This window comes from Gemmatimonadota bacterium, from assembly GCA_009841265.1.
Lineage (GTDB): Bacteria > JAAXHH01 > JAAXHH01 > JAAXHH01 > JAAXHH01 > JAAXHH01.
Window position 1 is genome coordinate 1412216 of the sequence record VXMB01000009.1, and the last position, 24415, is coordinate 1436630.

A 24415-nucleotide genomic window follows, 5' to 3' on the forward strand; every position below is an offset into this window, starting at 1 on the left:
GTCGGCGACGGTCACGCTGCTGTAGTTCCCGCCGTTAACTCCATGCGATAGGGTAGTGTTCCTCCGGTCGTTGGCGTTGTCTATGTCGTCGTCCACACCTGTCAACGTCACCGTCTGCTTGGTGGCCCAATTTGATGTTGTAAAGGTTAACGATGCAGGACTTACCGTCATGGCGTCGGTGTCGCTTGAAGAGGGACTCACCGTCACCGTGGCCGTAGGTCGCAAGGACAGCCGCACCTTGTAGGTGTCCGTGCCGCCGTTCTCCGACAAACTGCTCGGGATCGACTCGAACCATACCTCCGGCTCGTCGTCGTCGATGATCGCGATGGTCTTGTCGGCGACGGTCACGCTGCTGTAGTTCCCGCCGTTAACTCCATGCGATAGGGTAGTGTTCCTCCGGTCGTTGGCGTTGTCTATGTCGTCGTCCACACCTGTCAACGTCACCGTCTGCTTGGTGGCCCAATTTGATGTTGTAAAGGTTAACGATGCAGGACTTACCGTCATGGCGTCGGTGTCGCCCGATGACGCACTCACCGTCACCTTGGCCGTAGGTTTCGTCGCTAGCCACACCTTGTAGGTGTCCGTACCGCCGTTCTCCGGCAAACTACTCGGGATAGATTCGAACAATACGCCCCGTGTGTCGTCATCGGTGATCGTGATCGTAGCCGGATAAACGGTCATGTTCGTCGCGGTGCCGCTCAGCCTGACCGTGGAATTGCTGGTGTCTACGTTGTCGTTCGACGGCGTCACTTTGAGGATCGAAGAAGTACTGGCGCTGGGAGTAAGTTTGGGGATTGTTATGTTGAACGACGTGGTCGACACTGCTGTGCTGACGCCACCGCTTTTACCCACAGAAACGCTCACCGTCTGGCTCCCGCTGAAGCACCAGATACCGGTAAAACCGGCCGTCACCGTCACCCACTTGGCGCCGGCGTTCTCGGATATCGTGGTCGGCGAGACGCTAAGATTGATATCCGCGGGCGGGTTCGTATTATAGACGCTGAAATTGAAGTCCCATGAAGCGGTCGTGCTATCGTCTTCCGCCGTCACGATCACTTTACCGGAAGACACCAATGTAGATCCTGCACTCACCGTCAAACTGCTACCCGACATACTGGCCGTGACACCCCCGCCCGCACTCGCATCGTCTGCCGAGTAACTGACGCTGCCGCAACCACCGCTGAAGTATCCGGATACGTTCAACGACACAGAATCGTTTGTTTTAATTGCAAAGGTCGCTTTGGGTCCTGACGCTACTAGAGGAGTGGCGCACCCGTTGTCGTCGTCCGCACGGGTATCCATCGACCATCCGACGCACAGGACGGAGGTCAGGAGAACTTGGTAGAGTGCTTTTGCTAAACCAAAGCGACGCAAAGGGGTATCCCCCGATCAGCCTGGGCGTTCATTGATCGCCGCTTCATTGACGAATAAGGGGAGGTGGTGAATTCGAATCGAGAAGATACTTCTACTGGGGGGGCTTTTTTATTCCTGCAATATCATGCTATTAGTTGAATTGTAATTTGTCAACAGTTTTATATGCAATTTAGTTTGAATAATCGATACATCGTCACTTTGAGTAATCCCAGGTATAGCCACTGTCCGCGCTGTAATCGAAAGCCTTGCCAGGCGGCCCGGCTCTGCCTTCTACCACGCGTACCTCTCGGGTATGCCGCGGCTGATCTCGATCTCGAGGCCGGGTTCGGGCGGCAGGACGCGCGCGCCCGTCCCACCCGGCATCATCGACGCAGACGACACTTCGCGAAGTAGCCCCCGCACTCGGCCGGTGAGGCGATCACGGAGCAGCGCCGCGGCGCGATCACCCGCCGCGTCTATCGACACCCGGCCTTCGGGCCCGGCAAGCGTGATCCGCGCCAGGCGCGACGCCCACGAGGCCGGCGCCGGGACCACGAAGGCAAAGGCACCGCCCTCGCCGTGGGCGACCTCGCCCATGGTGAAGCGCACGGTAAACAGTGCGCGCCCTCCCCCATCCTCGCCCGTAAGCCGGTACGGACCGCCTCCTGCCGGCACGAATGGCGCCGCGTCCACCACGAAGGCCGGCATGAGCTCGAGGCCGCCGCTTTCGTCTCTACTACCCCAGAGCAGGAGCGCCCGTTCGTAACCAGGATCGGCCGCCGCCCGCGGCGACGCCGATGCCATAACATCGTCCGTTTCCACGGTATGACGGTACTTGAGCGCCTTGGTGAAGTGATAATCGCTGATCCAGACAGGGTCGCAGTAACCCATCAGATCTGAGATCTCGGGAGGGACCAGCATGTCGTTATCCGGGGAACGTATGTATCCAATGTCGTGACTCCACATATTGTAGCCCCACGAGCCGATCCTGCCATGCGGGTAGGGATAAAGAGGGTCAACGCCTCCTGGACCGCCGAATATTCCTCCTAAAAACGGTACACAGGGCGCATGCCTGAGACTCATGTTATGGCCCAACTCGTGGGCGATAACACTCCCCTCCAGCGGCACGACGCTCACCCTGCCGGACAAACTGGCCTGGCCTCCACCCCGATCCCTGAGCACGCCCATGTAATGGCCGTCCGCTCCGTCCAGCGCACGGATCGCCCTAGTCTCGCCAACGATCTCAGGGATGTTCTCGAACACCGGATCCACCGAGGACCATGCGAAATCGCGCACCGTAACGTTGAAGTCGCCCACCGGCAGGAGATCGCGCGTCTGCCAGAAAAGATCGTCCCCGGCGGCAAGTCCCCCGGTACGGCTCAGGATCGTGCGGTCCGGGTACTCGGTCCACAGGAAGGGCACTATCGTCAGGTCGAGGGGAGGCATCTCCTTCACCTCCACGGCCGTTCGGCCCGTTTCGGGCAGGCGCAGCCCCGCGCCGCCCGAGAAATCAGCCGCGCCGTACGGCGCGATTTCGATCACCATCTCCAGACCCGGCGCCACGACCCGGGCAGGCACCTCCGCGTTGGCCGATGAGGAGAGCGACCCCTCGTCAATCTCAGCAGGCAACATCGTATCCTGCGCGGGGATTTCCACGGTGTGCACGGGCGTGCCGCCATGGTAGAAGGTCGCCCGGACCGGCGGCATCGTCGCTCCGTCCTGGGTTCCTTTCGTCACGAACACGCGCAGGAAGGCACGCTCGCCCGCCACCAGGGGCACCGGGAAGTCCAGCGACTGTACCGCCTGGGCCAGGTACGCCCGCGCTTCCATGTCATACAAGCACGGCGCCACGCGCCGATCCGCGATCCCCGCCAGCCACGCCTCGAATGCCGGGTCCCGCGGCGCGCACAGCCCCGTATTGTCCAGGCGCAGCGTCTCCAAGTCGAGGCCCGTGAGCGAATGCGGTAGCGGGCCGGTGAGGTCCTCATTGCGGTGGAGGATCAAATGCCGCAGGTCGGACAATTCCCCCAGCGCGGAAGGCAATGGACCCGACAGCTGATTGTCGTCCAGACGCAGCGTCTCGAGCCCCGAAAGGGAGCCGATGATCGCGGGTATACGGCCCGATAGATTGTTTCCGGGAAGAGATAGTTCCACCACGTGGAGGCCACTGCCCTGAATGCCGTGCCATCCATCAAAAGGCAAATCGCTCAGCCAGCCTTCGTCGCTCCTCCAGCCCGGACCGCCCAGCGCGTGGTACAGGGTAGTCAGAACATCCCGGTCCCCACCAGAAGCGCAGGCGGACACGCGGACATCATCAATGTCCTCCAGCCACGCCTGAAAGTCCGCGTCCGAAAGCACGCAAAGCGCCGTACCGTCCAGATGAAGGAGTTCAAGGTGCTCCAGGCCCGATAGCGACAGCGGTACGGGACCGGTAAGCGGATTGCCGCCGAGGTCCAGATGTTCGAGCAGGACGAGGTTGCCCAGGGACTGCGGCAGAGGACCCGACAGTGCGTTATCGCCCAGAGACAATCCCGTCAGCGCGTCCAATGCGCCAACCTCGGCGGGGAGCGCACCAGACAGGTTGTTTCCTTCCAACGTCAGACCGATCACTCGGCCGAAGCTATCGGTCGTCACCCCCTGCCACCCGTTCAAGGGTCCATCGCCGAGCCACCCGGACCGCCGATGCCAGTTCGGGCCACCAGCGGCGTGGTACAGAACGGCCAGCACGTCCCGGTCCGGATCCGTGCACGGATCCGGAACGCGCTTTTCCTCCACGCCATCGAGCCATGCCTCGAAGGCCGCGTTCGAAAAGACGCAGAGCCCCGTGTCTTCCAGATGTAGAATACGAAGGCCATGCAGGCTGGAAAGCGAAAGGGGAACGGCGCCCGTCAGCCGGTTCGACGATGCCGTCAGAGCCCAGAGGTTGGACAGGTTGCCCAACTCATGAGGTAGACCGCCACTCAGATCATTGTCATGAAGCCGCAGGTTATGAAGGGAGGTCAGTTTACCCAGATCGGGAGGAATCTGGCCGGTAAACTGATTGCCATGGAGGACCAGCGCTCCGAGTAGAGTGAGATCGCCCAGCCATGACGGGATCCCCCCGCTCAGTTCGTTGAGGGAAAGATTCAGGTCCTCCAGACTGGACAGGTCGGCCAGATCGGAAGGGACAGATCCCGTAAGCTGATTCTGGTCAAGATACAGATGCGTTAGGCGTGAAAGGTTGGCCAGTTCCGGAGGGATTGGCCCCGTTAGCTGATTGCTGCCGAGGAACAGATCTCTTAGGCTGGACAAATTGCCCAGTTCGGGGGGAATCGGGCCGCTCAGGGCGTTTTCATGTAGATTCAGTTCCTCCAGGCGCTTTAGGTTGGCTATCTCGGGTGGAAGCGCGCCGCTCAACTGGTTGTCGTAAACACGTAACACACGCAGATTGGACAGATTGCCCAGTTCGGGGGGGATTGCGCCGCTCAGATGATTCCCGGAAAGAGACAAGGTGTCCAGCCTGGCAAGCCCACCCAGATCGGAAGGCAGCGCGCCGCTCAGCTGGTTGTTGTAGAGGTACAAGGCGCGCAGATTGGACAGGTTGACCAACTCGGAAGGGATCGAGCCACTTAGCTGGTTGCCGTACAGTTCCAGTGTCTGTAGATTGGAGAGGTTGCCCAGTTCGGGAGGGATCGGGCCGGTAAGCTGGTTGAAGCTGATATCCAGGAACTGTAGGCTTGAAAGGTTGCCCAGTTCGGGAGGAAGCTGACCTTTTAAGTTGTTTATCAGCCCGCCGTCGTTTACATTCAACCCGATCACGCGCCCGTGGCGGTCCGTCGTCACCCCGAACCACTGGTTCAGAGGCGCATCGGTGAGCCACCCCGACTGGCGTCGCCAATTCGGACCGTCCATGGCGTGGTACAACGCGATCAATATGTCCCGGTCCGGGTTCTCGCACCAGGCGATACCGGTCCGTTCTCCTATTCCCTCCAGCCACGCCTCGTATTCGGTGGTCGACGGCGCGCACAGCCCCGTGTCTTCCAGGTCCAGGACCTCGAGGCCGAGGCGGATCAAGGACGCAGGGATCACGCCCTCCAAGGGGTTGTGACTTACGTCCAGCCGCGAGAGGCGGTCCAGATCGCCCAACTCGGCGGGAAGCGCGCCCGACAGGTTGTTGCCGTCCAGGCTCAGGGCGATCACCAGGCCCGAGCCGTCGGTCGTCACCCCGTGCCACCCATCCAGGGGTCCGTCGCCGAGCCAGCCCCCGGCTTGCGTCCAGTGCGGGCCGTCCGTGGCGTGGTACAGCGCCACCAGTTCTATCCTGTCGGGAATGCTCACCGTGATCGAGGCGAAGGCGGACAACCCGCGGAAAGCGGCCGAAATGTCTGCCGTACCCGGGGATACAGCCGTAACCAGGCCGGAAACGTCCACCGCGGCCACACCCTCGTTACTGGACGTCCAGACATACGCGGCGTCCGCCACCGTGTGGTCGTTGAAGTCTATGGCCGATGCCGCTAATCGAAGGGTGTCTCCCGTCGCCATTGCGGCCGAGGAGGGGGACAGCGTGATAGCGCGCACCCGCTGCATTATCGACACGTGGATCGTCGCCGAGACCGCCCCCGAACGCGCCGTGATCTCGGCCGCGCCCTCGCCAGCCGCCGTAACCAGGCCGGTCGCGCTCACCGTGGCTATATAGCTGTTGCTGGTCCACCACTGCACCGCGGCATCCGCAAGTGGACGGCCATGCTGATCCACTACCACGGCCGCAAGTTGCGCCGTCTCGCCAAGGGACGTAAAGGTGACGAGGGCAGGCGTAACGTCGATGCGCGTCGGCACCAGATTCGAGACCGTGATCGCGGCCGTGGCATATACCCCGCGGAAAGCGGACGTGATGGTGGCCTTACCCGCGGAAATCGCCGTCACCAGGCCCGATGTGTCCACCGTCGCCACGGACACGTTGCTGGACCTCCAGGTAAACGTCGCTTCCGCCACCGCGCGCCCGTCGGCGTAAACCGCCGATGCCACGAAGCGCAGGGTGTCGCCCGGCGCCAGCTCGGCCGAGGATGGAGAAAGCGTAACGGCGCGCGCCCACTCCATCACCGTCACACGGATCGACTGCGACACCGCCCCCGATCGCGCCGTGATCATGGCCGTACCCGCGGAAACCGCCGTCACCAGGCCGGTTGCGCTCACTGTGGCCACCGAGCTGTTACTGCTCGACCACTGTACCGAAGCGCCTCTGATCGGACGGTCCTGCTGATCCCGTACGCTGGCCAGGAGCTGATCCGTCTGTCCCACCGACGACAGCGTCAACGCCGATGGCGCTATGACGATCCGCGATGCTACGGGAGAACTTGTCGGATTGTCCTGGCCGCAGGTGGATAGCGACCAAAACAGGACGATTAGAATCCCCGGCAATATGAAACGATGGACATGATGTCTATTAGATGACATCAGGGCATTCTCCATCTACATCATGATCAATTCTTGATGATCAATGCTTGGGAGAGAAGATCCCCGAGACTTGTCTTGGCTGAATCCGATCAGGAGTGCTTTCAAGCGTTGCCACGCGTGAGCGGCTTTCACGGGGCAGCCAGGACCTGTCCGCTTACTGATCAAATTGGAACACTTTTAAAATAAGAAAAGTATGTCCAACTAACAAATACCTATGAAGATATATTCAAAGTATCTAGGAAGGAAATTGGGGGGTATATTCACAGTATCAACAACGTCGTTCTGACGGGTTTCGTTGATTCTGCGGGCGTTCCCTGACGTGGCGGCACACAACCGGACGGGCCGTGCGCGGATGGCCGTGCGGTGTGTGGCCGGCCGGCAGAACTATTTATGCATGGTCGTCTACAACAGATGGTCGTCCGCCGCGTGGCGGGCACCGACACCCTTCTGCATACGCATAAGCTGCTTCTGCCGGGGCGAAAGCCCTTCAAACCACTCGTCCCGAAAACCGTCGTGGGGATCGAGCTGGAAAAGGAGCATGGACTTGCGGTAGTGTCCGAAAAGGGCGTGGCGGTTGCGGTCGGTGGTATTCGCTCCTCCGCCGTGCCAGCACTGGCCGTTGAAGATCAGCACGCTGCCCGCGGGAGCCTCGGGCTGGTACACATGCGGCACCTCCATGCCCTCCGGCGGACCGGCCCACCCGCTTTTGTGTGAACCGGGAACGATGCGCGTCCCGCCGATCTCCGCGTCGAATTCGTCGAGCATCCAGATGGTGTTCATCATCACTGGGGAAACCGGGTTCAGCATGTGCTGCGGTATATCGCTGTGGAAGTCCTGGTAACCGTCCCCCGGCCGCACGATGCGGGAGCTCAGGCTGCCCAGCACGAGGGTCTTGTCCAGCACCCGTTCCAGGATAGGCAGGACAACGGGGTGATCGACGATCTGGAGGAACACCGGATCCAGGCCGGGCAGGTTCCGCACCAGCAGCGACGTGCCCCCGCGGTTCTCGTAACCGGCCTCGCCGTGCGCCGCAGCGACGCGGATCAATGACTCGCGAAGCGTGCGCACCTGGGACGCCGCCAGCACCTCGGGCAACAGGGTGAAGCCGAAGGTGTCGATTTCGGCGAGGGCCTGTTCGAATGCATCCATCAATCGCTTCCGATGGTCCGCTTGAGATAGGCCTTCAGCCGCTCCCAGGCGTCCAGCGCGGGTTCCTCGTTCTTCGGATCGCGCTCCACGTACAGCCAGAACCCGTGGTTGACGTCGTCGTAGATGTGCACGTCGTTCTCCACGCCGGCCTGGCGGAGCGCGGCGACGAAGCCTTCCACCTGTTCGGGGGAGGGGCCGCGGTCGAGTCCGGCGAAGGTGCCGTAAATCTCGTGGTGTATGGCGCTGAGCCGTTCGGGATCGTCGAGCAGGCGTCCGTAGAAGATGGCGGTAGCGTCATGGTTCTCGCCGCCCAGGGCGTAGCTCAGCGCGACCCCGCCGCCGTAGCACCAGCCCATGGCGCCGATCTTGCCGTTCACGTCCGGCCTTCCGCGCAGGTAGGCCGCCGCCGCATCCAGGTTGCGGATGATCTTGTCCATGTCGTCCAGCGTTTCCCGCACGAGCGCCATGTTCTCATCCCGGTTGCTCCCCGTTCGGCCCGAATACAGGTCGGCCGCCAGGGCCACGTAGCCCTCCGCGGCCAGCGCGTCGGCCACTTGCCTGACGCGATCGACCAGCCCGTTCCATTCGTGGATCAGGATGACGGCGCCCCGGGGACCCGGGCCTTCCGGTTCGGCTAGATAACCCCTGGTCGCCTGGTCTTCATCGAAATAGGCCAGGTCGCCTCCGCGGGGCGCGCCGGCCTCGCCGAGAATGGCTTCGGGTATCTCGCCTTCGGGTGTCGGTGCGTACGGTATCTGCTGCCCGTGGATTGCCAGGGCCGCAACGGCAAGGATGATGAAAGCAGTGAACGCAACGGGCACTGAAAATCGCCTGCTGGGTGTTATACCAGCCATGATATCTACCCCTTCTTTCGGACCAGGAGGCCCCGGTCCTAGACGACGGTTCGAAAGCCCCTTGGGCATTTCTGTTTTCCATGCACGACGGGTTTCAATATACTTATTAAAACGTAGCGAATCAATCGTGAAATCCTACGAGATAACCACCTTCCCTATCACGTATTTCCCCGCGGGAGAACCCATGAGAAACAAGCTGAAAGAGAAGCTGCGTAACGGCGAAGTGACCTACGGCGTATCCGTCGGCACCCCCAGTAACGACATCGTGGAGCTGGTGTCTAACCTGGCCTTCGACTGGATCTGGTTCGATGGCGAACACGGCCCGCTGAATACCGAGATCCTTCATCCCATGATCCAGGCGACCCGGGGCCGGGACGTCACCCCGCTCGTCCGCGTACCGTGGAACGACATGGTGCATATCAAGAAGGCGCTGGACATCGGGGCGGAAGGCCTGATCATTCCCTGGGTCAACAACCGGGAGCAGGCGGAGTACGCCGTCCGCGCAGCCAAGTATCCGCCCATGGGCATCCGCGGGATGGGCGCCCGCTTCCTCAATACCGCCGGTCTGGACCTGGCCGAATACCTCCGGACCGCCAACGAAGAAACCTTCATCATGGTCCAGATCGAAACCGTCGAGGCCGTGGAGAACCTCGAAGACATACTCACCACGCCCGGTGTCGACGCTTTCCTGGTCGGACCGAACGACCTCGCGGCCTCTCATGGCTACGTGGGCCAGCCGACGCACCCGGAGATGGAGAAGGTCATCAAGGGAATCATGGACCGGGGAAAGGAACTCGGCGTGCCCGGTGGATTCGCGTTCATCTCGATGGAGGCCAACCGGAAGCGGATCGCGGAGGGCTTCCAGTGGATCACCCTCGGAAGCGACATGGGGTTCCTGGCCCAGGCGGCCCGGGCGTCGCTTGCCGAGGTCGGCAGGTAGCCTTTCGGATCGGCCCGCCGGGGTTCGAGGATCGGCCGCCGGGCGGAGCAGTCAGTCCCCGTTCCGGTCTTTCGAAAGCCGCCGTCGAATGGCCATGGCATGGGCCGACAGGCCTTCGGCCTCCGCTAGCCGAATCGCGGCCGGCCCCAGGCGTTTCTCCGCCTCTTCGTTGACCGCGAAGAGGCTGGTGATCTTCAGGAAATCGCGGACGCTCAAGGGAGAATGGAACCGGGCGCTGCCCCCGGTGGGCATGACGTGGCTGGGACCGGTGACGTAGTCGCCCAGGGCCTCGGAGGAATGTTCTCCCACGAAGATCCCCCCGGCGTTTTGAATGCCGTCCAACAGCGGCCAGGGATCTGCCACCAGCAGACACAGGTGCTCCGGTGCGTAGCTGTTAGCCAGTTCGACCGCCTCTTTCAGATCCGTTACGAGTACGATCCCTCCGTGCTGAGCCAGGGATGAACGGATGGTGTCCGCCCGGTCCAGTTCGGCCAGCTGTTCCTCCACGGCCTGTTGCACCGCCAGAGCCAGCGTCGACGACGGCGTGATCAATATGGCGCTCGCCATCGAATCGTGCTCGGCCTGCGCCAGCAGGTCGGCCGCCGCGAGGTCCGGACTGGCCGTCTCGTCGGCGATGAGCAGAGTCTCGGTGGGGCCCGCGAGCTGGTCGATATCCACGATCCCGTACACCTGGCGCTTGGCCAGTGTCACGAAGACGTTTCCCGGACCCACGATCTTGTCGACACGTGGAACGGTCGCGGTGCCATGGGCCATCGCCGCGATCGCCTGGGCGCCGCCGATACGGTAGACCTTGTCCGCGCCTGCCACGGAAGCCGCGGCCAGCACGGCGGGCGGCACCGCGCCGTCCCTGCCGGGCGGCGTGACCACGACGACCTCCCGGACGCTCGCGACCCGAGCCGGGATCACGGCCATCAGAAGCGAGGAAGGATAGGCCGGGCCTCCTCCGGGTACGTACACGCCCACCCGGTCCAGCGGCCGGACGATCTGGCCGGTACCGCCCTCTTCGTCCCAGTGCGTCCAGGACCCGGCCGGCTGCCGCGCGTGAAAAGTCCGTATACGGCCGGCCGCGGTCTCCAGGGCATCGCGCAACCCGGAAGGCAGCGATTCGGCCGCCTCGTCGATTTCGGACCGGGGGACCTCGAAGGCGCCCGGGGCACTTCCGTCCAGCAGCCGGGCGTACTTCCTGATCGCATCATCCCCGTTGTCTCTGACGTCGTCGATGATGCGGGCTACCGCCTGTTCCGCCGTCAGGGGCTCGCCGAACAGTTCCTGGTTCCGTGCTTCGATTTCCGGCGAGTGCATGGCCTCGTTCAGCGGACGCCGCCGCAGGATGCTCGACCCGGCCTCTTCGGCGGACAGTATTCGGATTTTCATCTTCCCCTCACTGGTCTGGTCATGGGGTATTCCCGGTCGCGGGCCTCAGTGGCGCAAGCGCCTCGAGTATGGGACCGCAACCGAATTTCACGCAGTCCGTCGCCGGAAGCCCGGTCTCTCCTTCGACCCGGTCCACTTCCCGCCCGGCATCGTCCAGAGACATTCCGATGCAGTTGAGCGACACGGCGACGACCCGGCAGGGGAACAGGGGCCGGGCAATGGTCTCGTGGGCGGTAATCATCTCCGCGTAGGACGGCACGACCACGGGTAGGTTGCGCATCACGTCCCTGCCCGGCTGGTGGCACAGTACCAGGGCCTGCGGCGCCGCGCCGTGAAGCAGACCGAGCGATACGCCCGAATAGGAAGGATGCAGAATCGTGCCCTGCCCTTCGATGACCAGCAGTTCCCGGTGCTTGCGTTCCATTACGAGTCTTTCCGCCGCGCCCGATATGTAGTCCGCCGCCACGGTATCCACCGCGATGCCCGATCCGGCGATCATGATGCCGGTCTGCCCGGTGGCCACGAACTCGGCGTCCCAGCCTGCCTCGCGGGCCGCGCGGTCGATTTCGATCGCGGCGATCTTCTTGCCGATGCTGGAGTCGGCGCCGACGGTCAGTACACGCAGGTTGGGGAGACCGTGGACCTGGTGCCGCCCCACATCCAGGTCTCCGGGTGGCTGCCGCACGTCCCACAGCCGCACGCCTTTCTGTTCAGCATGCCGGGCGAACCCCTCGTCCTCGTTGAGAAAAGTATGCAGCCCGTTTACCACCTCGAGCCCGTGCTCGATGGCCTCGTGGATGATTTCCCGCCAGGCATCGGGCAGAACGCCCCCGGGCGTCGCGATGCCGATGACCAGCGAGGTCGGTTCGAAGGCCATCGCCTCTCTCAGCGTCGCCACGATCGGGATGCCCGTACCCACCTCGAGCACGTCTTCGAGTTTCCTGCCGGCGTGCACGCTGTCGAGCACCGCCACGGTCTCATCGGACTTGTAGCGGACCAGGGACGCGGCCGTCTTGGAGGAGAACGTGCCCAGCTGGCCCTCGGTGAGAATTACCATTCGCCTGGGTTGCATATTACTCGCCTGGGTTGCGAATTACTCGCCTGGGTTGCGAATTCCCGCCGAACCCCAGCTCATCGAAACGACGCGGCCGGTTTCCAGGGATTCCGTGGCAGCATCCAGTACCTTCATCAGCTCCAGCATTTCGCGGGGCTGGACGGCCATTTCGGCGCCTTCGGTCAGCACGGCCGAGATGTTTCGATAGTAGTCCACCCAACTTCCTTTCACCGGATCCAGGATCAACTCCTCTACCCCACCGTCCCGCTCCGTGACCACCCGGACATGGTCTTCGGGTGCCTCCACCGCGTCCTCGATCCTGCCCTTCTTCATCCAGTCCTCCTGGGGATCGAGTCCCGTCTTCACGAGGGATCCTCGAGTACCCAGCACGTACCAGTGGGGCTTGGATATATGCGACAGATTGCTGATTTCCATCCTGTATTCAGTACCCGTTTCGAAATACAGCGTGCAGGTGACATGATCTTCTATGTCCCCTTCCCACAGGCGTTTGTGGCCATTGCAGTAGACCGCCTCGGGACGGCCGGCCAGCAGCTGCAGCCCCTGGTCGACCAGGTGGGCGCCCCAGTCGTAAAGCAGCCCTCCGCTGTCCGCCCGGCTGGTCCGCCAGCCCCTGGATGCCCGGAACCTGTGCACCGCTCTTTCGACCAGGAAGGGTTCGCCAAGCAGGCCGTCGTCCACGGCCTTGCGCACGGTCAGATAGCCCCAGTCCCAGCGGCGGTTGTGGAAGACACTCAGCATGACCCCGCGACGCCGGCTGACCGCGATCATTTCCCCGGCTTCGGCGGCCGACATGCACATGACCTTGTCGACGACCACGTGTCTACCGGCCTCCATGGCTTCGATGGCCAGGGAAGCGTGGGTATGGTGAGGCGTGGCCAGGATGATCAGCTGGATGCCGTCGTCTGCCAGGAGATCGGTCAGGGTCTCATATGTATCCACGGACCCGTCCCGATGCGCCTGTGCCCGGCGTTCAGGGTCCCGGCTGGCCACGGCGGCGAGTTTCAACCCCTCGGTCCGCGAAACCAGGTAGGCGTGGAAAAGCCGTCCCGCCAGTCCGTAGCCCACGATGCCCGTACGTATCATAACGACTCCCCACACGCTCGTCCCGCGTCCTCCGCCCCGCCTGCTATGCGGGGGACAATATACGGGATGGGCCGGATGCATGGCAAACGCGAATTGGGTGATTTATAATGTCCGTGACATTCCACCGGCGGCGCACTAATTTGCCGTTTCAACCGTCTTAAACCCGCACCTTCCGATCACATGCCGGGTAACCACCCGATCCCGAGGCCCACCATGGCATCATCGCGACCGAACGTGCTCTGCATCCTTACCGACGACCAGGGCGTCTGGGCGGCGGGCTGTTACGGCAACGGGGAAATCCGCACGCCGCACATCGACCGGATCGCGGAGACCGGGGTTCGCTTCGATCGGTTCTTCGTGGCCACGCCCGTCTGCTCCCCCAGCCGCGCGACGCTGCTGACCGGCCGGATCCCCTCCCAGCATGGCGTGCACGACTGGATCAGGGGAGGCAATGTCGGCGAGGACGCGGCTTCCTACCTCGAGGGAGAAACGGCGTATACCGATGTGCTCGCGGCCCACGGATGGCGATGCGGCCTCAGCGGCAAATGGCACCTGGGGAACAGCACCCTGCCCCAGCACGGGTTCTCCCACTGGTTCACCCACCAGTTCGGCGGCGGTCCCTACAATGATGCGCCTATGGTCCGGAACGGCGTCCCGGTCACCGAACCGGGGTATGTCACGAACGTCATTACCGACGATGCGCTGGCCTTCATCGACCGCCACGCCAACCAGGATGATCCGTTCTACCTGAGCGTCCACTACACCGCGCCGCACAGTCCGTGGACGGGGCATCCGCAGGATATTGTAGATTCCTACGATGACTGCCCTTTCGACTCCTGCCCCCAGGAGCCCGTCCACCCCTGGGCAGGCGGCCTGACCCGCGAATGCATGGGTGACCGGGAAAGCCTGAAGGGCTACTTCGCGGCCGTCACGGCCATGGACCTCGACGTAGGCCGTTTGCTGGACCGGCTCGATCATCACGGCATCCGCGAAGACACCCTGGTGGTCTTCCTGAGCGACAACGGTTTCAGCCTCGGACACCACGGGTTCTGGGGCAAGGGCAACGGAACCAGCCCGCTGAACATGTACGAGAACTCCATCCTGGTGCCTGCGCTCGTAAGTCAACCCGGGCGCCTGCCCGAAGGCGCCGTGCAGCAGGCGATGATCAGCGCCTACGATTTCATGCCCACGCTCCTGTCCTACCTGGAACTGCCCGTGCCCTGGGAACGCAACCTGCCGGGGCGTAACTACCTGGACGCCTGGATGTGCGGGGCGGCCCGGCCAGCCCGTGCTGAGACGTCCGACGCCGGCCCGGATGACCAGGCGGCCCGGGGCAACGCGACCGATACCGGCCGGGACCACGTCGTGGTATTCGACGAATACGGCGGCACGCGCATGATCCGCTCCGAATCGTGGAAATACGTGCACCGGTATCCCGACGGACCCAATGAACTGTACGACCTGGAAAACGATCCTGACGAACGGGCGAATCTCGCGGACGATGCCGGTTACGCCGGCAGGCGCCGGTCGCTGCGCGGCGAGTTGGAGGGCTGGTTCGAACGCTATGCCGACCCGGACCGGGACGGCTGGTCCAGGCAGGTCTCCGGTGCCGGTCAACTGCGACCCGTCGGCGGCGACTGGGATGACGACTCGCCTGCTTTCGAACAACTGAAATCGTGAAGGAGACCTCGATGGCTGCAAGCAAAATCGCCGTTACGCTCTATACGTTGCGCGACTTCGTGCAGACGCCGGCCGACATCGCGGACACCCTGAAGAAAGTCAAGTCCATCGGCTATGATCACATTCAGCTTTCGGCCCTCGGTCCCGTCGACCCCGCAGAGCTCGGCAGCATGATCCGGGACGCCGGCCTGCGCGTCTGCGCCACGCACGTGCCCTTCGAAAGGCTGCAGGACGAACCGAACAAAGTGATCGAGGAGCACCGCCTCTGGGGTTGCGAGCATATTGCCGTCGGGTCCATGCCGCGGTCCTACTGGGACGACCCGGACGGGTTCTCCCGGTTCGCGGCGGACGCGTCGGCCGTCGCGCTCAGGTTGAAGAAAGCCGGCATGTCCTTCAGCTACCATAATCACCATACGGAACTCGTGCGCGTGGGTGGACGGACGGGCCTGGCCATCCTGGTGGAGGACAGCGATCCCGCCCTGTGCTTCGAGATCGACACCTACTGGATCCAGTACGGCGGGGGCGACCCGATCCACTGGATCGAACGGGTAAGCAACCGGTGCCCGGTCATCCACTTCAAAGATCTGGGCGTGTCGGGCAGGGAGCAGATGATGGCCGAGATCGGCGAGGGGAACATGAACTGGCCCGGTATCGTCACCGCCTGCGAGACCGCCGGGGCCCAGTGGTACGTGGTCGAGCAGGATACCTGCGCCGGCGATCCCTTCGACAGCATCGCCATCAGCTTCCGCAACATGACGGCCATGGGACTTTGACCCAGCTTCCGTTCACCACCTATATCGATGCGAGGGTACCATGATCGACCTTACAGGTAAAACGGCCCTGATCAGCGGTTCCTCCCGCGGGATCGGCAAAGGCATCGCACTGGAAATGGCCCGCACCGGGGCGGACATCGCCGTCAACTACTTCCGCCACCGGGACGACGGCGAGGAAGTCGCGGACGAAATCCGGGCCATGGGGCGGCGTGCGGTCGTCATCGGCGCGGACGCGTCGGACCGGTCCGCGGTGGACGAGATGGTGGAACAGACAGCCGAGGAGCTCGGCGGACCCGATATTGTCGTGGCCAATGCCTACTATTCGACGCGGGAGCCCTTTCTCGAGATGGACGTGGATGAACTGCGGAAAACCTACGATGTCAGCCTCTTCGGCGCCTTCCACATGGCCCAGTCCGGCGCCCGGAAGATGGTGGCCGGAGGGAAGGGCGGCAGCATCCTCTTCATCAGTTCGGTCATGTCCTTCCTGCCTTTCCCCACTTCGCTCGCCTACTCTTCGGCCAAGGCCGGGATGAACCACATGGCGGCCATCATCGCCCTGGAACTGCTGGAGCACCGCATCCGCGTGAATGTGATCGAACCCGGGTGGACCGACACGCCGGGCGAGCGGCAGTACTCCACGGAGCAGGAACTCGAGGAAGGCGGCAGGCGGCTTCCCTGGGGCCGGATGGGCAGGATCGAGGACCTGGGAAAGGCCGCCACTTTTCTGTGTTCCGACGCCGCGGACTACATCACCGGGGAAGTCTTGCGCGTAGACGGTGGATTCTGGCTCAAGCGCGGCACGGCCTCCATCAAGGAGTGACTTCCGGCGCGAGCGGGCGCGACCAGACCAAAGTGGGCGCGACCAGGCCGGATCGGGCTCGGCCGGGCTTGACCAGGCATGACCAAGCTGACCACGAAACCCATATCCCTTAAAACGGCCGGACTGGGTCTGGCCTTCGCCTGTTTCGTCGCCTTCTGGGGACAGCACGCCTCGGCGCAGTTGAATTACAACTATCTGACCTTCCCCCAGATGCCGCTGTGCCTGGTCGTTCCCTTCGTCTTCCTGGTCCTTCTTCCGAACGTACTGATCCGCGCCATAAACCGGGACGCCGCGCTCACGAGGCCGGAACTCCTGGTCATCTTCGCCATGGGACTGATCGCGGCCATGGTGCCCGACTGGGGGATGGTCCGCTATCTCATCAGCGTCATCACCGCGCCGCACTACTTCGCCAGTCCGGAGAACCAGTGGGAGGCGCACTTCTTCGCCTACCTGCCGGAATGGACGGTCATTCCCAACGACAAGGGGCAGGTTTCCGATTTCTTTGCGGGACGGCCGTCCGGAATGCCGATTCCGTGGCAGGACTGGGTCATCCCGCTCTTCTGGTGGATGTCGGCCCTGGGCGCGCTGCTCTTCATCGGCGCCTGCCTGGTCGTGATCTTCCGGAAGCAGTGGGTGGAACACGAACGGCTTCAGTTTCCCATGGGCGAGGTGGTGCTCCGCCTGCTCGAGACCGATCAAGGCGCGTCCGGGCCGTCCGGGAGGTGGCCGGCCCTCTTCGGTAACCGGCTGTTCCAGGTCGGCTTCGCGGCCAGCCTGGCCGTCATGACCTGGAACATCATCGGCTTCTGGGGCGTGCTGCCCCACATCCCCCTTCCCGGTCCGGTATTCAACGTGGTCATCGACCCGGCCTACCCGCCCATCGCCATCCGGCTCGTGCCCTACGTGCTGTGTTTCGCCTTCTTCGTCAATGTCGAGATCCTCTTCAGCGTCTGGTTCTTCCAGGTGCTGGGCATCCTGGAAACCGGTCTGCTCAACCGTTTCGGCGTGGTTTCGCCTGCCGAGACGATCGTGCCCCGCGGCCTGGTGGCCATCCAGTTCTGCGGCGGACTGATCATGTTCGCCCTGATCAGCGTCTGGATGGCCAGGAAACACATGGGGAACGTCCTTCGGAAGTCCCTCGGCAGGAAAAGCGACCTGTGCGACGAGAACGAAATGTTCTCCTACCGCACGGCGGTCATCGGCCTGGTACTGGGCTTGCTCTTCATGACCGCCTGGCTGCACGCCATCGGATTCTCCGTCCCCGTCGCCCTGCTCTTCCTGTTCCTCCTGCTGGTATTCTATTTCGGCATCGCGCGCATCCTCGCCGAAGCGGGCCTGATCAACCTCGACCTGCCGATCAACGCCCACGCCTTCACGGTGGGGATGGTGGGCTCGGCCAACCTGTCCGGGTCGACGCTGACCGGTCTCGGACTGACCAACGTCTTCGCGCGGAACTGGCGGACATTTACGATGGTGGGGCTTTCACACGTCGCTTTCTGGCGGAACTATCTCGGGGAGAACCGAGGACGTCTGTTCCTGCTCGTGATGCTCGCGTTCGTCAGCGGGACGGCGATCTCGACAGGATACGTCGTCTACTCCGGGTACGCGGAGGGTGCGGACAACCTGCATATCAATCTGAGGAACACGGGGAACCTGTTCTTCGACCTGGTGGTGAAGTGGATGAAGAACGCCACGCAGGTCACCGCCCTCGAAATCCTGTTTCTCACGGTCGGCATGGCCGTAAGCAGCCTCCTTGCCCTGGGCAGGTACCTCTTCTACTGGTGGCCGCTCAATCCCATCGGTTTCGCCATCGGCGCTTCGGGGCCTATACGGGGGCTTACCTTCACCCTCTTCGTCGCGTGGCTCGTCCAGGTCATCCTGCTCCGCATCGGCGGCGTCCGGCTGTACCGGAAAGCGCAACCGCTTTTCCTGGGTATCCTCGTCGGTTACGTGGCCGGGGTCCTGGCCGCCTATATCGTCGATACGATTTACTTCCCGGACACGCCGCACATCACCGAGATCTTCTAGGCTGCCCGCGACGGCCGCCCTGGACGGTCGCGTGGGGACGACCACTCCGGCAGGCCTACCAGTTGTGCACGTTGTGTCCCTGGCCCGGGAACCAGATGACATCGACGACCAGGGAGAGGGTCACGCCCACCGCGTAACCCAGCAGCACGCCGATCACCGCCGGCTGCATCCTCCGGTACATTTCGAAGCCGCCCAGGCGCAGCAACAGCACCTTGATCAGCCAGATCGTGAAGATCGACGTGATTTCGAAGTTGATGATGTCCGCGTAGGCTACGACGTAGCCGATGGGATGGAAGGGCCAGCCGGGGAAGCGGTACTGCATGAACAGGAGACCCGTGGTGATCCCAGCGCCCAGGAGCAGGAAATAGATCTCCTCGTAGGACAGGGTGTAGGGATTGTTGAACCACGTGGCCAACTGGTCGTAGAAACCCTCGGCCCGGAGCGGCGCGAAATCATGGGCGCCCGTCCCGGAGGCCCCGGCGTAGATCGTATAGCCGTTCGTGACGATGAAGGTCAGTACCAGCACCGCGCCTACCGCGGCAAACAGACCCTTTCTGGACCGGGTAAACCCTTCGGATACCTTCAGGCCGTGTATCAGGGAAGAAAGACCGATGCCCCGGTGGTTGTGAGAGACGGCGTGGGTGAGTCCCAGGGCCGTGAGATTCGAGGGCGAGAGGTTGGTCGATCCGATGACGCCCACCGTCATTTCGTTCGAATTGACCGGGAGGTCGAGAAAGACCAACCCGGTCTCGGCGACGATGCGGGTGACGCCGATGTACAGCGCCAGGGTGATCGCGAGGAAGAGCACCGCCACGTCGACCGACATGCCCATGCGGTTCAACCAGAACAGCAGGTAGCACAAGCCGCCCGCCAGTCCAAGCAATGCCGTGCGGTAGGACAGCAATTCCATGGAATCGTCGAGTTCCGGCGCACGGCCCAAAGCCTTGCGCCACACGGCCTTCAGGTGATGCCTGCCGATCCACAGGCCCCAGAGCACGAATACCCAGAACCCGCCGAAATGCTGGGTCTTTACGATGAACCCGGAGCCGCCGGCCATACCCGACGCCGATACGCCCAGCTGGTTGAGCAGGCTGATTTCCAGCAACGCGAGGAGGTGGAAGAACCATATGCTGAAGAGCACCTTGAGGTCGGCGAAGTAGGCGAAACACATCATGAAGAGATTGAACTGCACCTGGGTCTCGGGAACGGACTGCGCCAGTTGGATCTGCGTTCGGAAGGGCGCGCCGACGGGTATGGCCGGTACGTAACCGAAATAGGCCAGGCAGTTCCAGGCCAGCAGGGCGAAGGTGACCCCGAATCCCACCTGGAAGTACCGGTTCGCCATGAATGCCGGCATGATGCCACCCCGGGTCGTCCCCGCGATCAGCATCGACGGAATCTGGACCGCGGGGAAGGACAGCCGCTCGTGCTCGACCCACTGACGGCGGAAAATCACCGCAATACAGGCCATGACCAGGAACAGCGCCGCCAGCATGCACATCCACCAGAAGAGGGGAACGATCCAGTCGACCCACAGCAGGACGCTCTGGCTGGCGCCTTCGTAGAACCCCGTCGCGGCCCCGAGATCGTCCCGGACGACCAGCCAGCCCGGCAGATGGGGAAAGAAAGTGTCCGCCCATCGGTTCTCCGGCGTGGCGTAGTAGAACGGCGACGCGAGGATGCCGACGAAGTAGTCCACGAAGGCCTTGCCCGGTATTGTCGACGAGACCAGGCAGAAGACGAAGAGCACGGCCAGTTCACCCGCGGAAAACGCCCGTTCGGGTCGCCACCTGCGCAGGGGGATCTGCACGCAGAAGATCACGACGAGGAAGGAAACCAGCGCCGCGATCGAGAGATGGCTCAGGGTGAGCCTCGGGCCGTGCATGACGTAATTGGTGTGGGGCGTCCAGATCGCGATGAACACGGCGAGCGCGCTGCCCAGGATGAGCACCCTGGGGGTCAGGCCGTTCACGGTTTGGTTGGAGGGTGAAACCTGGTTTGAATCGGTCGACATCTGGGGATGTTGATTCCAAATCTGCGGGGTGAATCGTTACCCATGGCGTGCTGGCACGGCGTCGCGAATACGGGTTTTCAATATATCCCCCTACCGCCGGTTTCGGCTATTGATTTATGCGGGAATATGCGGTCGTAAACCACCGGGATGGGCCTCGCGGCCATGGCACGCAGGCCCGTTTTTTTCTATTGCCTTGCGGCCGCTCATCATCTACTTTGCGCTAATGTGTTTTGTCTGTGAAATCCGGCCGATTAACGATCTGGTTTCAAGAGGATAACCTATGTCGACAACCGGTGTTTCGCTGAAGGCCAGCGGTTTCGGCCAGACGCGCCGCAGAGACGCCTGGTGGGTGCAGCAGTTGGTGACATTGGGCGTATTCTCCGCCTTCGTCGTCTACTCCACGTGGGCGGCCTTTCAGGGCGAGTTCTACGCCTGGGGGCCCTATCTTTCGCCCTTCTATTCGCCCGAAATCTTCGGCAGTTCGTCCCATGCGCTGTTCGGTCCCAGGCCCGAATGGTGGCCGGCCATGCTCCCGTTCTCACCGGCCTTCCTGATCCTCTGGGCGCCTGCCGGATTCCGCATCACCTGCTACTACTACCGGGGGGCGTACTACAAGGCCTTCTGGGCCGACCCGCCTTCCTGCAGCGTTTCCGAACCGAGAAAGAAATACCGGGGCGAACAGTCCTTTCCGCTCATCCTCCAGAACATTCACCGGTACTTTCTCTACGCGGTGTTCATCATCTGGATCTTCCTGGCTCACGACGCCTGGAAGGCCCTGTGGTTCACGGACGCGGCGACCGGTGAGACGACCTTCGGCATCGGGATCGGCACCCTGGTGTTGACCCTGAACGTCATCCTTCTGGGTGGCTACCAGTTCGGCTGCCACTCGCTGCGCCACCTGATCGGCGGCAACCTGGACCTCCTTTCGAAAGCGCCCGTGCGACACGCGGGTTATAATTGCGTTTCGTGCCTGAACAGAGGACACATGAACTGGGCCTGGCTCAGTCTTGTCTGGGTTGCTTTCGCGGATGTATACGTACGCCTGGTGGCCATGGGCGTGTGGACGGATTGGAGAATCCTTTAATGGCGGAATACCAGAGCCACGAACATGACGTGCTGGTGATCGGCGCCGGCGGCGCCGGACTCCGGGCGGCCATTGAAGCCTCGGCCACCGGGGTATCGGTGGGATTGGTTTGCAAGTCCCTGCTGGGCAAGGCCCATACGGTCATGGCCGAAGGGGGCGTGGCCGCGGCGCTGGCCAACGTGGACGACCGGGACGGCTGGAGCGTCCACTTCGCCGATACGATGCGGGGCGGACAGTACCTGAGCAACTGGCGTATGGCCGAGCTGCACGCAAGGGAAGCGCCGGACCGCGTTCGGGAGTTGGAAGCCTGGGGCGCCCTGTTCGACCGGACGGCCGACGGCCGCATCCTGCAGCGCAACTTCGGCGGCCACAAATATCCGCGCCTTGCGCACGTGGGCGACCGCACCGGCCTGGAGATGATCCGCACCCTCCAGGACTACGGGATCCACCAGGGCATGGAAGTGTACATGGAACACGCCATCGTCGCCCTGTTGAAGGACGGCGACCGGGTCGTGGGCGCCTTCGGATACGACCGGGAGCGGGGACGGTTCCGGGTTTTCCACGCGAAAGCGGTCATCCTGGCCACGGGCGGCATCGGCCGAGCCTTCAAGATCACGAGCAACAGCTGGGAATATACGGGGGACGGCCACGGCCTGGCCTACGACGCCGGGGCCGCGCTGCTGGACATGGAGTTCGTGCAGTTTCACCCGACGGGCATGGTCTGGCCGCCGAGCGTGCGGGGCATCCTGGTGACAGAGGGCGTCCGCGGCGAGGGCGGCATCCTGACGAACAGCGAAGGCAACCGTTTCATGTTCGACGACATCCCCGACCTCTACAAGAACTCGACGGCGGACAACCCCGAAGAGGGCTGGATCTATACGCAGGGGGACAAGGAAGCCCGCCGGCCGCCTGAACTGCTGACGCGAGACCACGTAGCCCGCTGCATCGTCCGGGAAATCCGGGAGGGCCGCGGATCGCCCCACGACGGGGTCTACCTCGACATTTCGTGGATCAGGGAGAAGCTTTCCAACGCCGAAGAACATATCAAGCGCAAACTGCCCAGCATGTACCACCAGTTCAAGCAACTCGCCGACATCGACATTACGAAGGAGGCCATGGAAGTCGGGCCGACAACACACTACGTGATGGGCGGCGTGCTCGTGGACGCCGACACGCAGATGTCGACCGTGCCCGGCCTATTCGCCGCCGGAGAATGCGCGGCGGGCCTGCACGGGGCCAACCGGCTGGGCGGCAATTCGCTCTCCGACCTGCTGGTCTTCGGCCAGCGTGCCGGCAAGTACGCCGCGGAGTACGCACGTGAGCACGGCAACGGCGCGATCGACGACGGCCAGGTCGAGGCAGCCGTTGGCGAGACCCTGGCGCCCTTCGACCGCGAGCAAAGCGGCGAGAACCCCTTCGAGATTCAATACGAACTGCAGGAACGGATGCAGGAACTCGTCGGCATCGTGCGCAACGAGGGCGACATGCAACGGGCACTCGAGGTCGTCGAAGATCTGCGTCAGAGGGCCGGTAAAGTCTCCGTAGTCGGCAACCGCGAATACAACCCGGGATGGCACACCGCGCTGGATCTGAAGTTTCTGCTGATCGTCTCGGAGGCGGTGGCGCGGGCCGCGCTGGAAAGGAAGGAAAGCCGCGGCGCGCACTTCCGGGAAGACTACGAAGATAAGGACGAAGCCTTCGGCAGCCTCAACATCACCCAGCATAAAGGCGCCGACGGCGAGATGGTGATCAACCGCGTTCCGGTCACACCGCTCCGGGAGGACCTGGCAGCGATCATCGAGGAGAACAGATAATGGCGACGGCCAACTTCCGAATCTGGCGGGGCGATGGCGAGAGCGGCGGGTTCGAAGACTATTCCACCGAGATCGACGAGGGCATGGTCGTACTGGACGCGGTGCACCAGATCCAGGCGGAGTCGGCCCCCGACCTGGCGGTCCGCTGGAACTGCAAGGCCGGCAAGTGCGGCTCCTGTTCCGCCGAGGTCAACGGCCATCCCAAGCTGATGTGCATGACGCGCATGAGCGACCTGCCCGAGGACGAAACCATCACCATCGAGCCGATGAAGGCCTTCCCGACCATCCGCGACCTGGTGACGGACGTATCCTGGAACTTCGAGGCCAAGATGAAGATCAAGCCCTTCAGGCCTCGCAAGCCCGACGCCGAGGACGGCACCTGGCGCATGGACCAGGACGACATCGAGCGGGTGCAGGAGTTCCGCAAGTGCATCGAGTGCTTTCTCTGCCAGGACGTCTGCCACGTGTTGCGGGAACACGACCTGCACGAGGAGTTCATCGGGCCTCGCCTCATGGTGCACAACGCCGCCCTGGAGATGCATCCCCTCGACACCGAGGACCGGCTCGGCGACCTCAAGGAAGACCAGGGCATCGGCTACTGCAACATCACCAAGTGCTGCACCCACGTCTGCCCCGAAGAAATCACCATCACGGACAACGCCATCATTCCCCTGAAGGAACGGGTCGTCGGCGAATTCTACGATCCGCTCAACCGGCTGCTGCGCATCTTCAAGTCGAAGGACAGCGACGAGCCGGCCTAGCTTTCGGTCTTGTCTGATCGGCGCAAGACCAGGCCTTCCAGGATTCCCTCCACCCTTGCCATACGTTCTCTCAGGTCTGCCTGGCCCTGCTCCAAAGCGACAAGACGAAGATTGATCTCTCGCCTGGACGCGAGAATAAGTCCTGCCAGGGCAACGCCT

15 protein-coding genes and 1 pseudogene (1 of these 16 only partly in view) are annotated in these 24415 nt (G+C 62.9%); 8 read left to right on the plus strand and 8 right to left on the minus strand.

Going from position 1 to position 24415, the window contains the following annotated elements; all coding sequences use genetic code 11:
* The 4 genes and pseudogenes from F4X08_10975 to F4X08_10990 form a co-directional block, all read right to left on the minus strand.
* Window positions 1-1302, minus strand: a pseudogene (locus F4X08_10975) (hypothetical protein); it reaches 6951 nt to the left of the window's first position.
* A 342-nt stretch (window positions 1303-1644) separates the two neighbouring features.
* A complete protein-coding gene (locus F4X08_10980; protein ID MYD26322.1) occupies window positions 1645-6801 on the minus strand; it encodes a hypothetical protein in 5157 nt (1718 codons plus the stop codon).
* A gap of 387 nt (window positions 6802-7188) precedes the next feature.
* Window positions 7189-7935 carry a phytanoyl-CoA dioxygenase family protein gene (locus F4X08_10985; GenBank protein MYD26323.1) on the minus strand — a complete coding sequence of 249 codons (747 nt, stop codon included), beginning with the start codon at window positions 7933-7935 and terminating at the stop codon, window positions 7189-7191.
* Window positions 7935-8858: a dienelactone hydrolase family protein gene (locus F4X08_10990; protein ID MYD26324.1), complete on the minus strand. Its 924-nt coding sequence runs from the start codon at window positions 8856-8858 to the stop codon at window positions 7935-7937. The genes F4X08_10985 and F4X08_10990 overlap by 1 nt, the downstream gene beginning before the upstream one ends.
* Between F4X08_10990 and F4X08_10995 the strand changes: the two genes are divergently transcribed.
* Entirely contained in the window at window positions 8647-9729 is a 1083-nt protein-coding gene (locus F4X08_10995; GenBank protein MYD26325.1) for a hypothetical protein, read from the plus strand. The two genes, F4X08_10990 and F4X08_10995, sit on opposite strands and share 212 nt — an antisense overlap.
* A gap of 51 nt (window positions 9730-9780) precedes the next feature.
* On the opposite strand, the gene hisD is transcribed toward F4X08_10995, so the two are convergent.
* The 3 genes from hisD to F4X08_11010 are packed head-to-tail and all read right to left on the minus strand — an operon-like array spanning window position 9781 to window position 13363.
* Window positions 9781-11118 carry a histidinol dehydrogenase gene (hisD, locus tag F4X08_11000; protein MYD26326.1) on the minus strand — a complete coding sequence of 446 codons (1338 nt, stop codon included), beginning with the start codon at window positions 11116-11118 and terminating at the stop codon, window positions 9781-9783.
* 25 nt (window positions 11119-11143) lie between these two features.
* Entirely contained in the window at window positions 11144-12196 is a 1053-nt protein-coding gene (locus F4X08_11005) for a DUF1611 domain-containing protein (protein ID MYD26327.1), read from the minus strand.
* 21 nt (window positions 12197-12217) lie between these two features.
* Complete coding sequence (locus tag F4X08_11010; GenBank protein ID MYD26328.1) at window positions 12218-13363, minus strand: dehydrogenase; 1146 nt, start codon at window positions 13361-13363, stop codon at window positions 12218-12220.
* A 132-nt stretch (window positions 13364-13495) separates the two neighbouring features.
* Between F4X08_11010 and F4X08_11015 the strand changes: the two genes are divergently transcribed.
* The 4 genes from F4X08_11015 to F4X08_11030 all read left to right on the plus strand — a co-directional run bounded on the left by F4X08_11015 (window position 13496) and on the right by F4X08_11030 (window position 18583).
* Entirely contained in the window at window positions 13496-14962 is a 1467-nt protein-coding gene (locus F4X08_11015; protein MYD26329.1) for a sulfatase-like hydrolase/transferase, read from the plus strand.
* An 11-nt stretch (window positions 14963-14973) separates the two neighbouring features.
* Window positions 14974-15735, plus strand: coding sequence for a sugar phosphate isomerase/epimerase (locus tag F4X08_11020; protein ID MYD26330.1), 762 nt, complete (start codon window positions 14974-14976; stop codon window positions 15733-15735).
* A 43-nt stretch (window positions 15736-15778) separates the two neighbouring features.
* Window positions 15779-16555 (plus strand): SDR family oxidoreductase, encoded by a 777-nt coding sequence (locus F4X08_11025; protein MYD26331.1) that lies wholly within the window; start codon window positions 15779-15781, stop codon window positions 16553-16555.
* A gap of 78 nt (window positions 16556-16633) precedes the next feature.
* The gene (locus F4X08_11030) at window positions 16634-18583 is read left to right on the plus strand and encodes a hypothetical protein (GenBank protein MYD26332.1); all 1950 of its coding nucleotides are present in this window, start codon (window positions 16634-16636) and stop codon (window positions 18581-18583) included.
* A 55-nt stretch (window positions 18584-18638) separates the two neighbouring features.
* On the opposite strand, the gene F4X08_11035 is transcribed toward F4X08_11030, so the two are convergent.
* Window positions 18639-20597, minus strand: a complete 1959-nt coding sequence (locus F4X08_11035; GenBank protein MYD26333.1) for a hypothetical protein — start codon at window positions 20595-20597, stop codon at window positions 18639-18641.
* Window positions 20598-20877: 280 nt separating this feature from the next.
* Here F4X08_11035 and F4X08_11040 point away from each other — a divergent pair, with 280 nt between their 5' ends.
* The 3 genes from F4X08_11040 to F4X08_11050 are packed head-to-tail and all read left to right on the plus strand — an operon-like array spanning window position 20878 to window position 24256.
* Window positions 20878-21681, plus strand: coding sequence for a succinate dehydrogenase (locus F4X08_11040; protein MYD26334.1), 804 nt, complete (start codon window positions 20878-20880; stop codon window positions 21679-21681).
* On the plus strand, window positions 21681-23495 hold the full coding sequence (locus F4X08_11045; protein ID MYD26335.1) for a fumarate reductase/succinate dehydrogenase flavoprotein subunit: 1815 nt from the start codon (window positions 21681-21683) through the stop codon (window positions 23493-23495). The genes F4X08_11040 and F4X08_11045 overlap by 1 nt, the downstream gene beginning before the upstream one ends.
* Window positions 23495-24256, plus strand: a complete 762-nt coding sequence (locus F4X08_11050) for a succinate dehydrogenase/fumarate reductase iron-sulfur subunit (protein ID MYD26336.1) — start codon at window positions 23495-23497, stop codon at window positions 24254-24256. The genes F4X08_11045 and F4X08_11050 overlap by 1 nt, the downstream gene beginning before the upstream one ends.
* Window positions 24257-24415 lie beyond the last annotated feature (159 nt).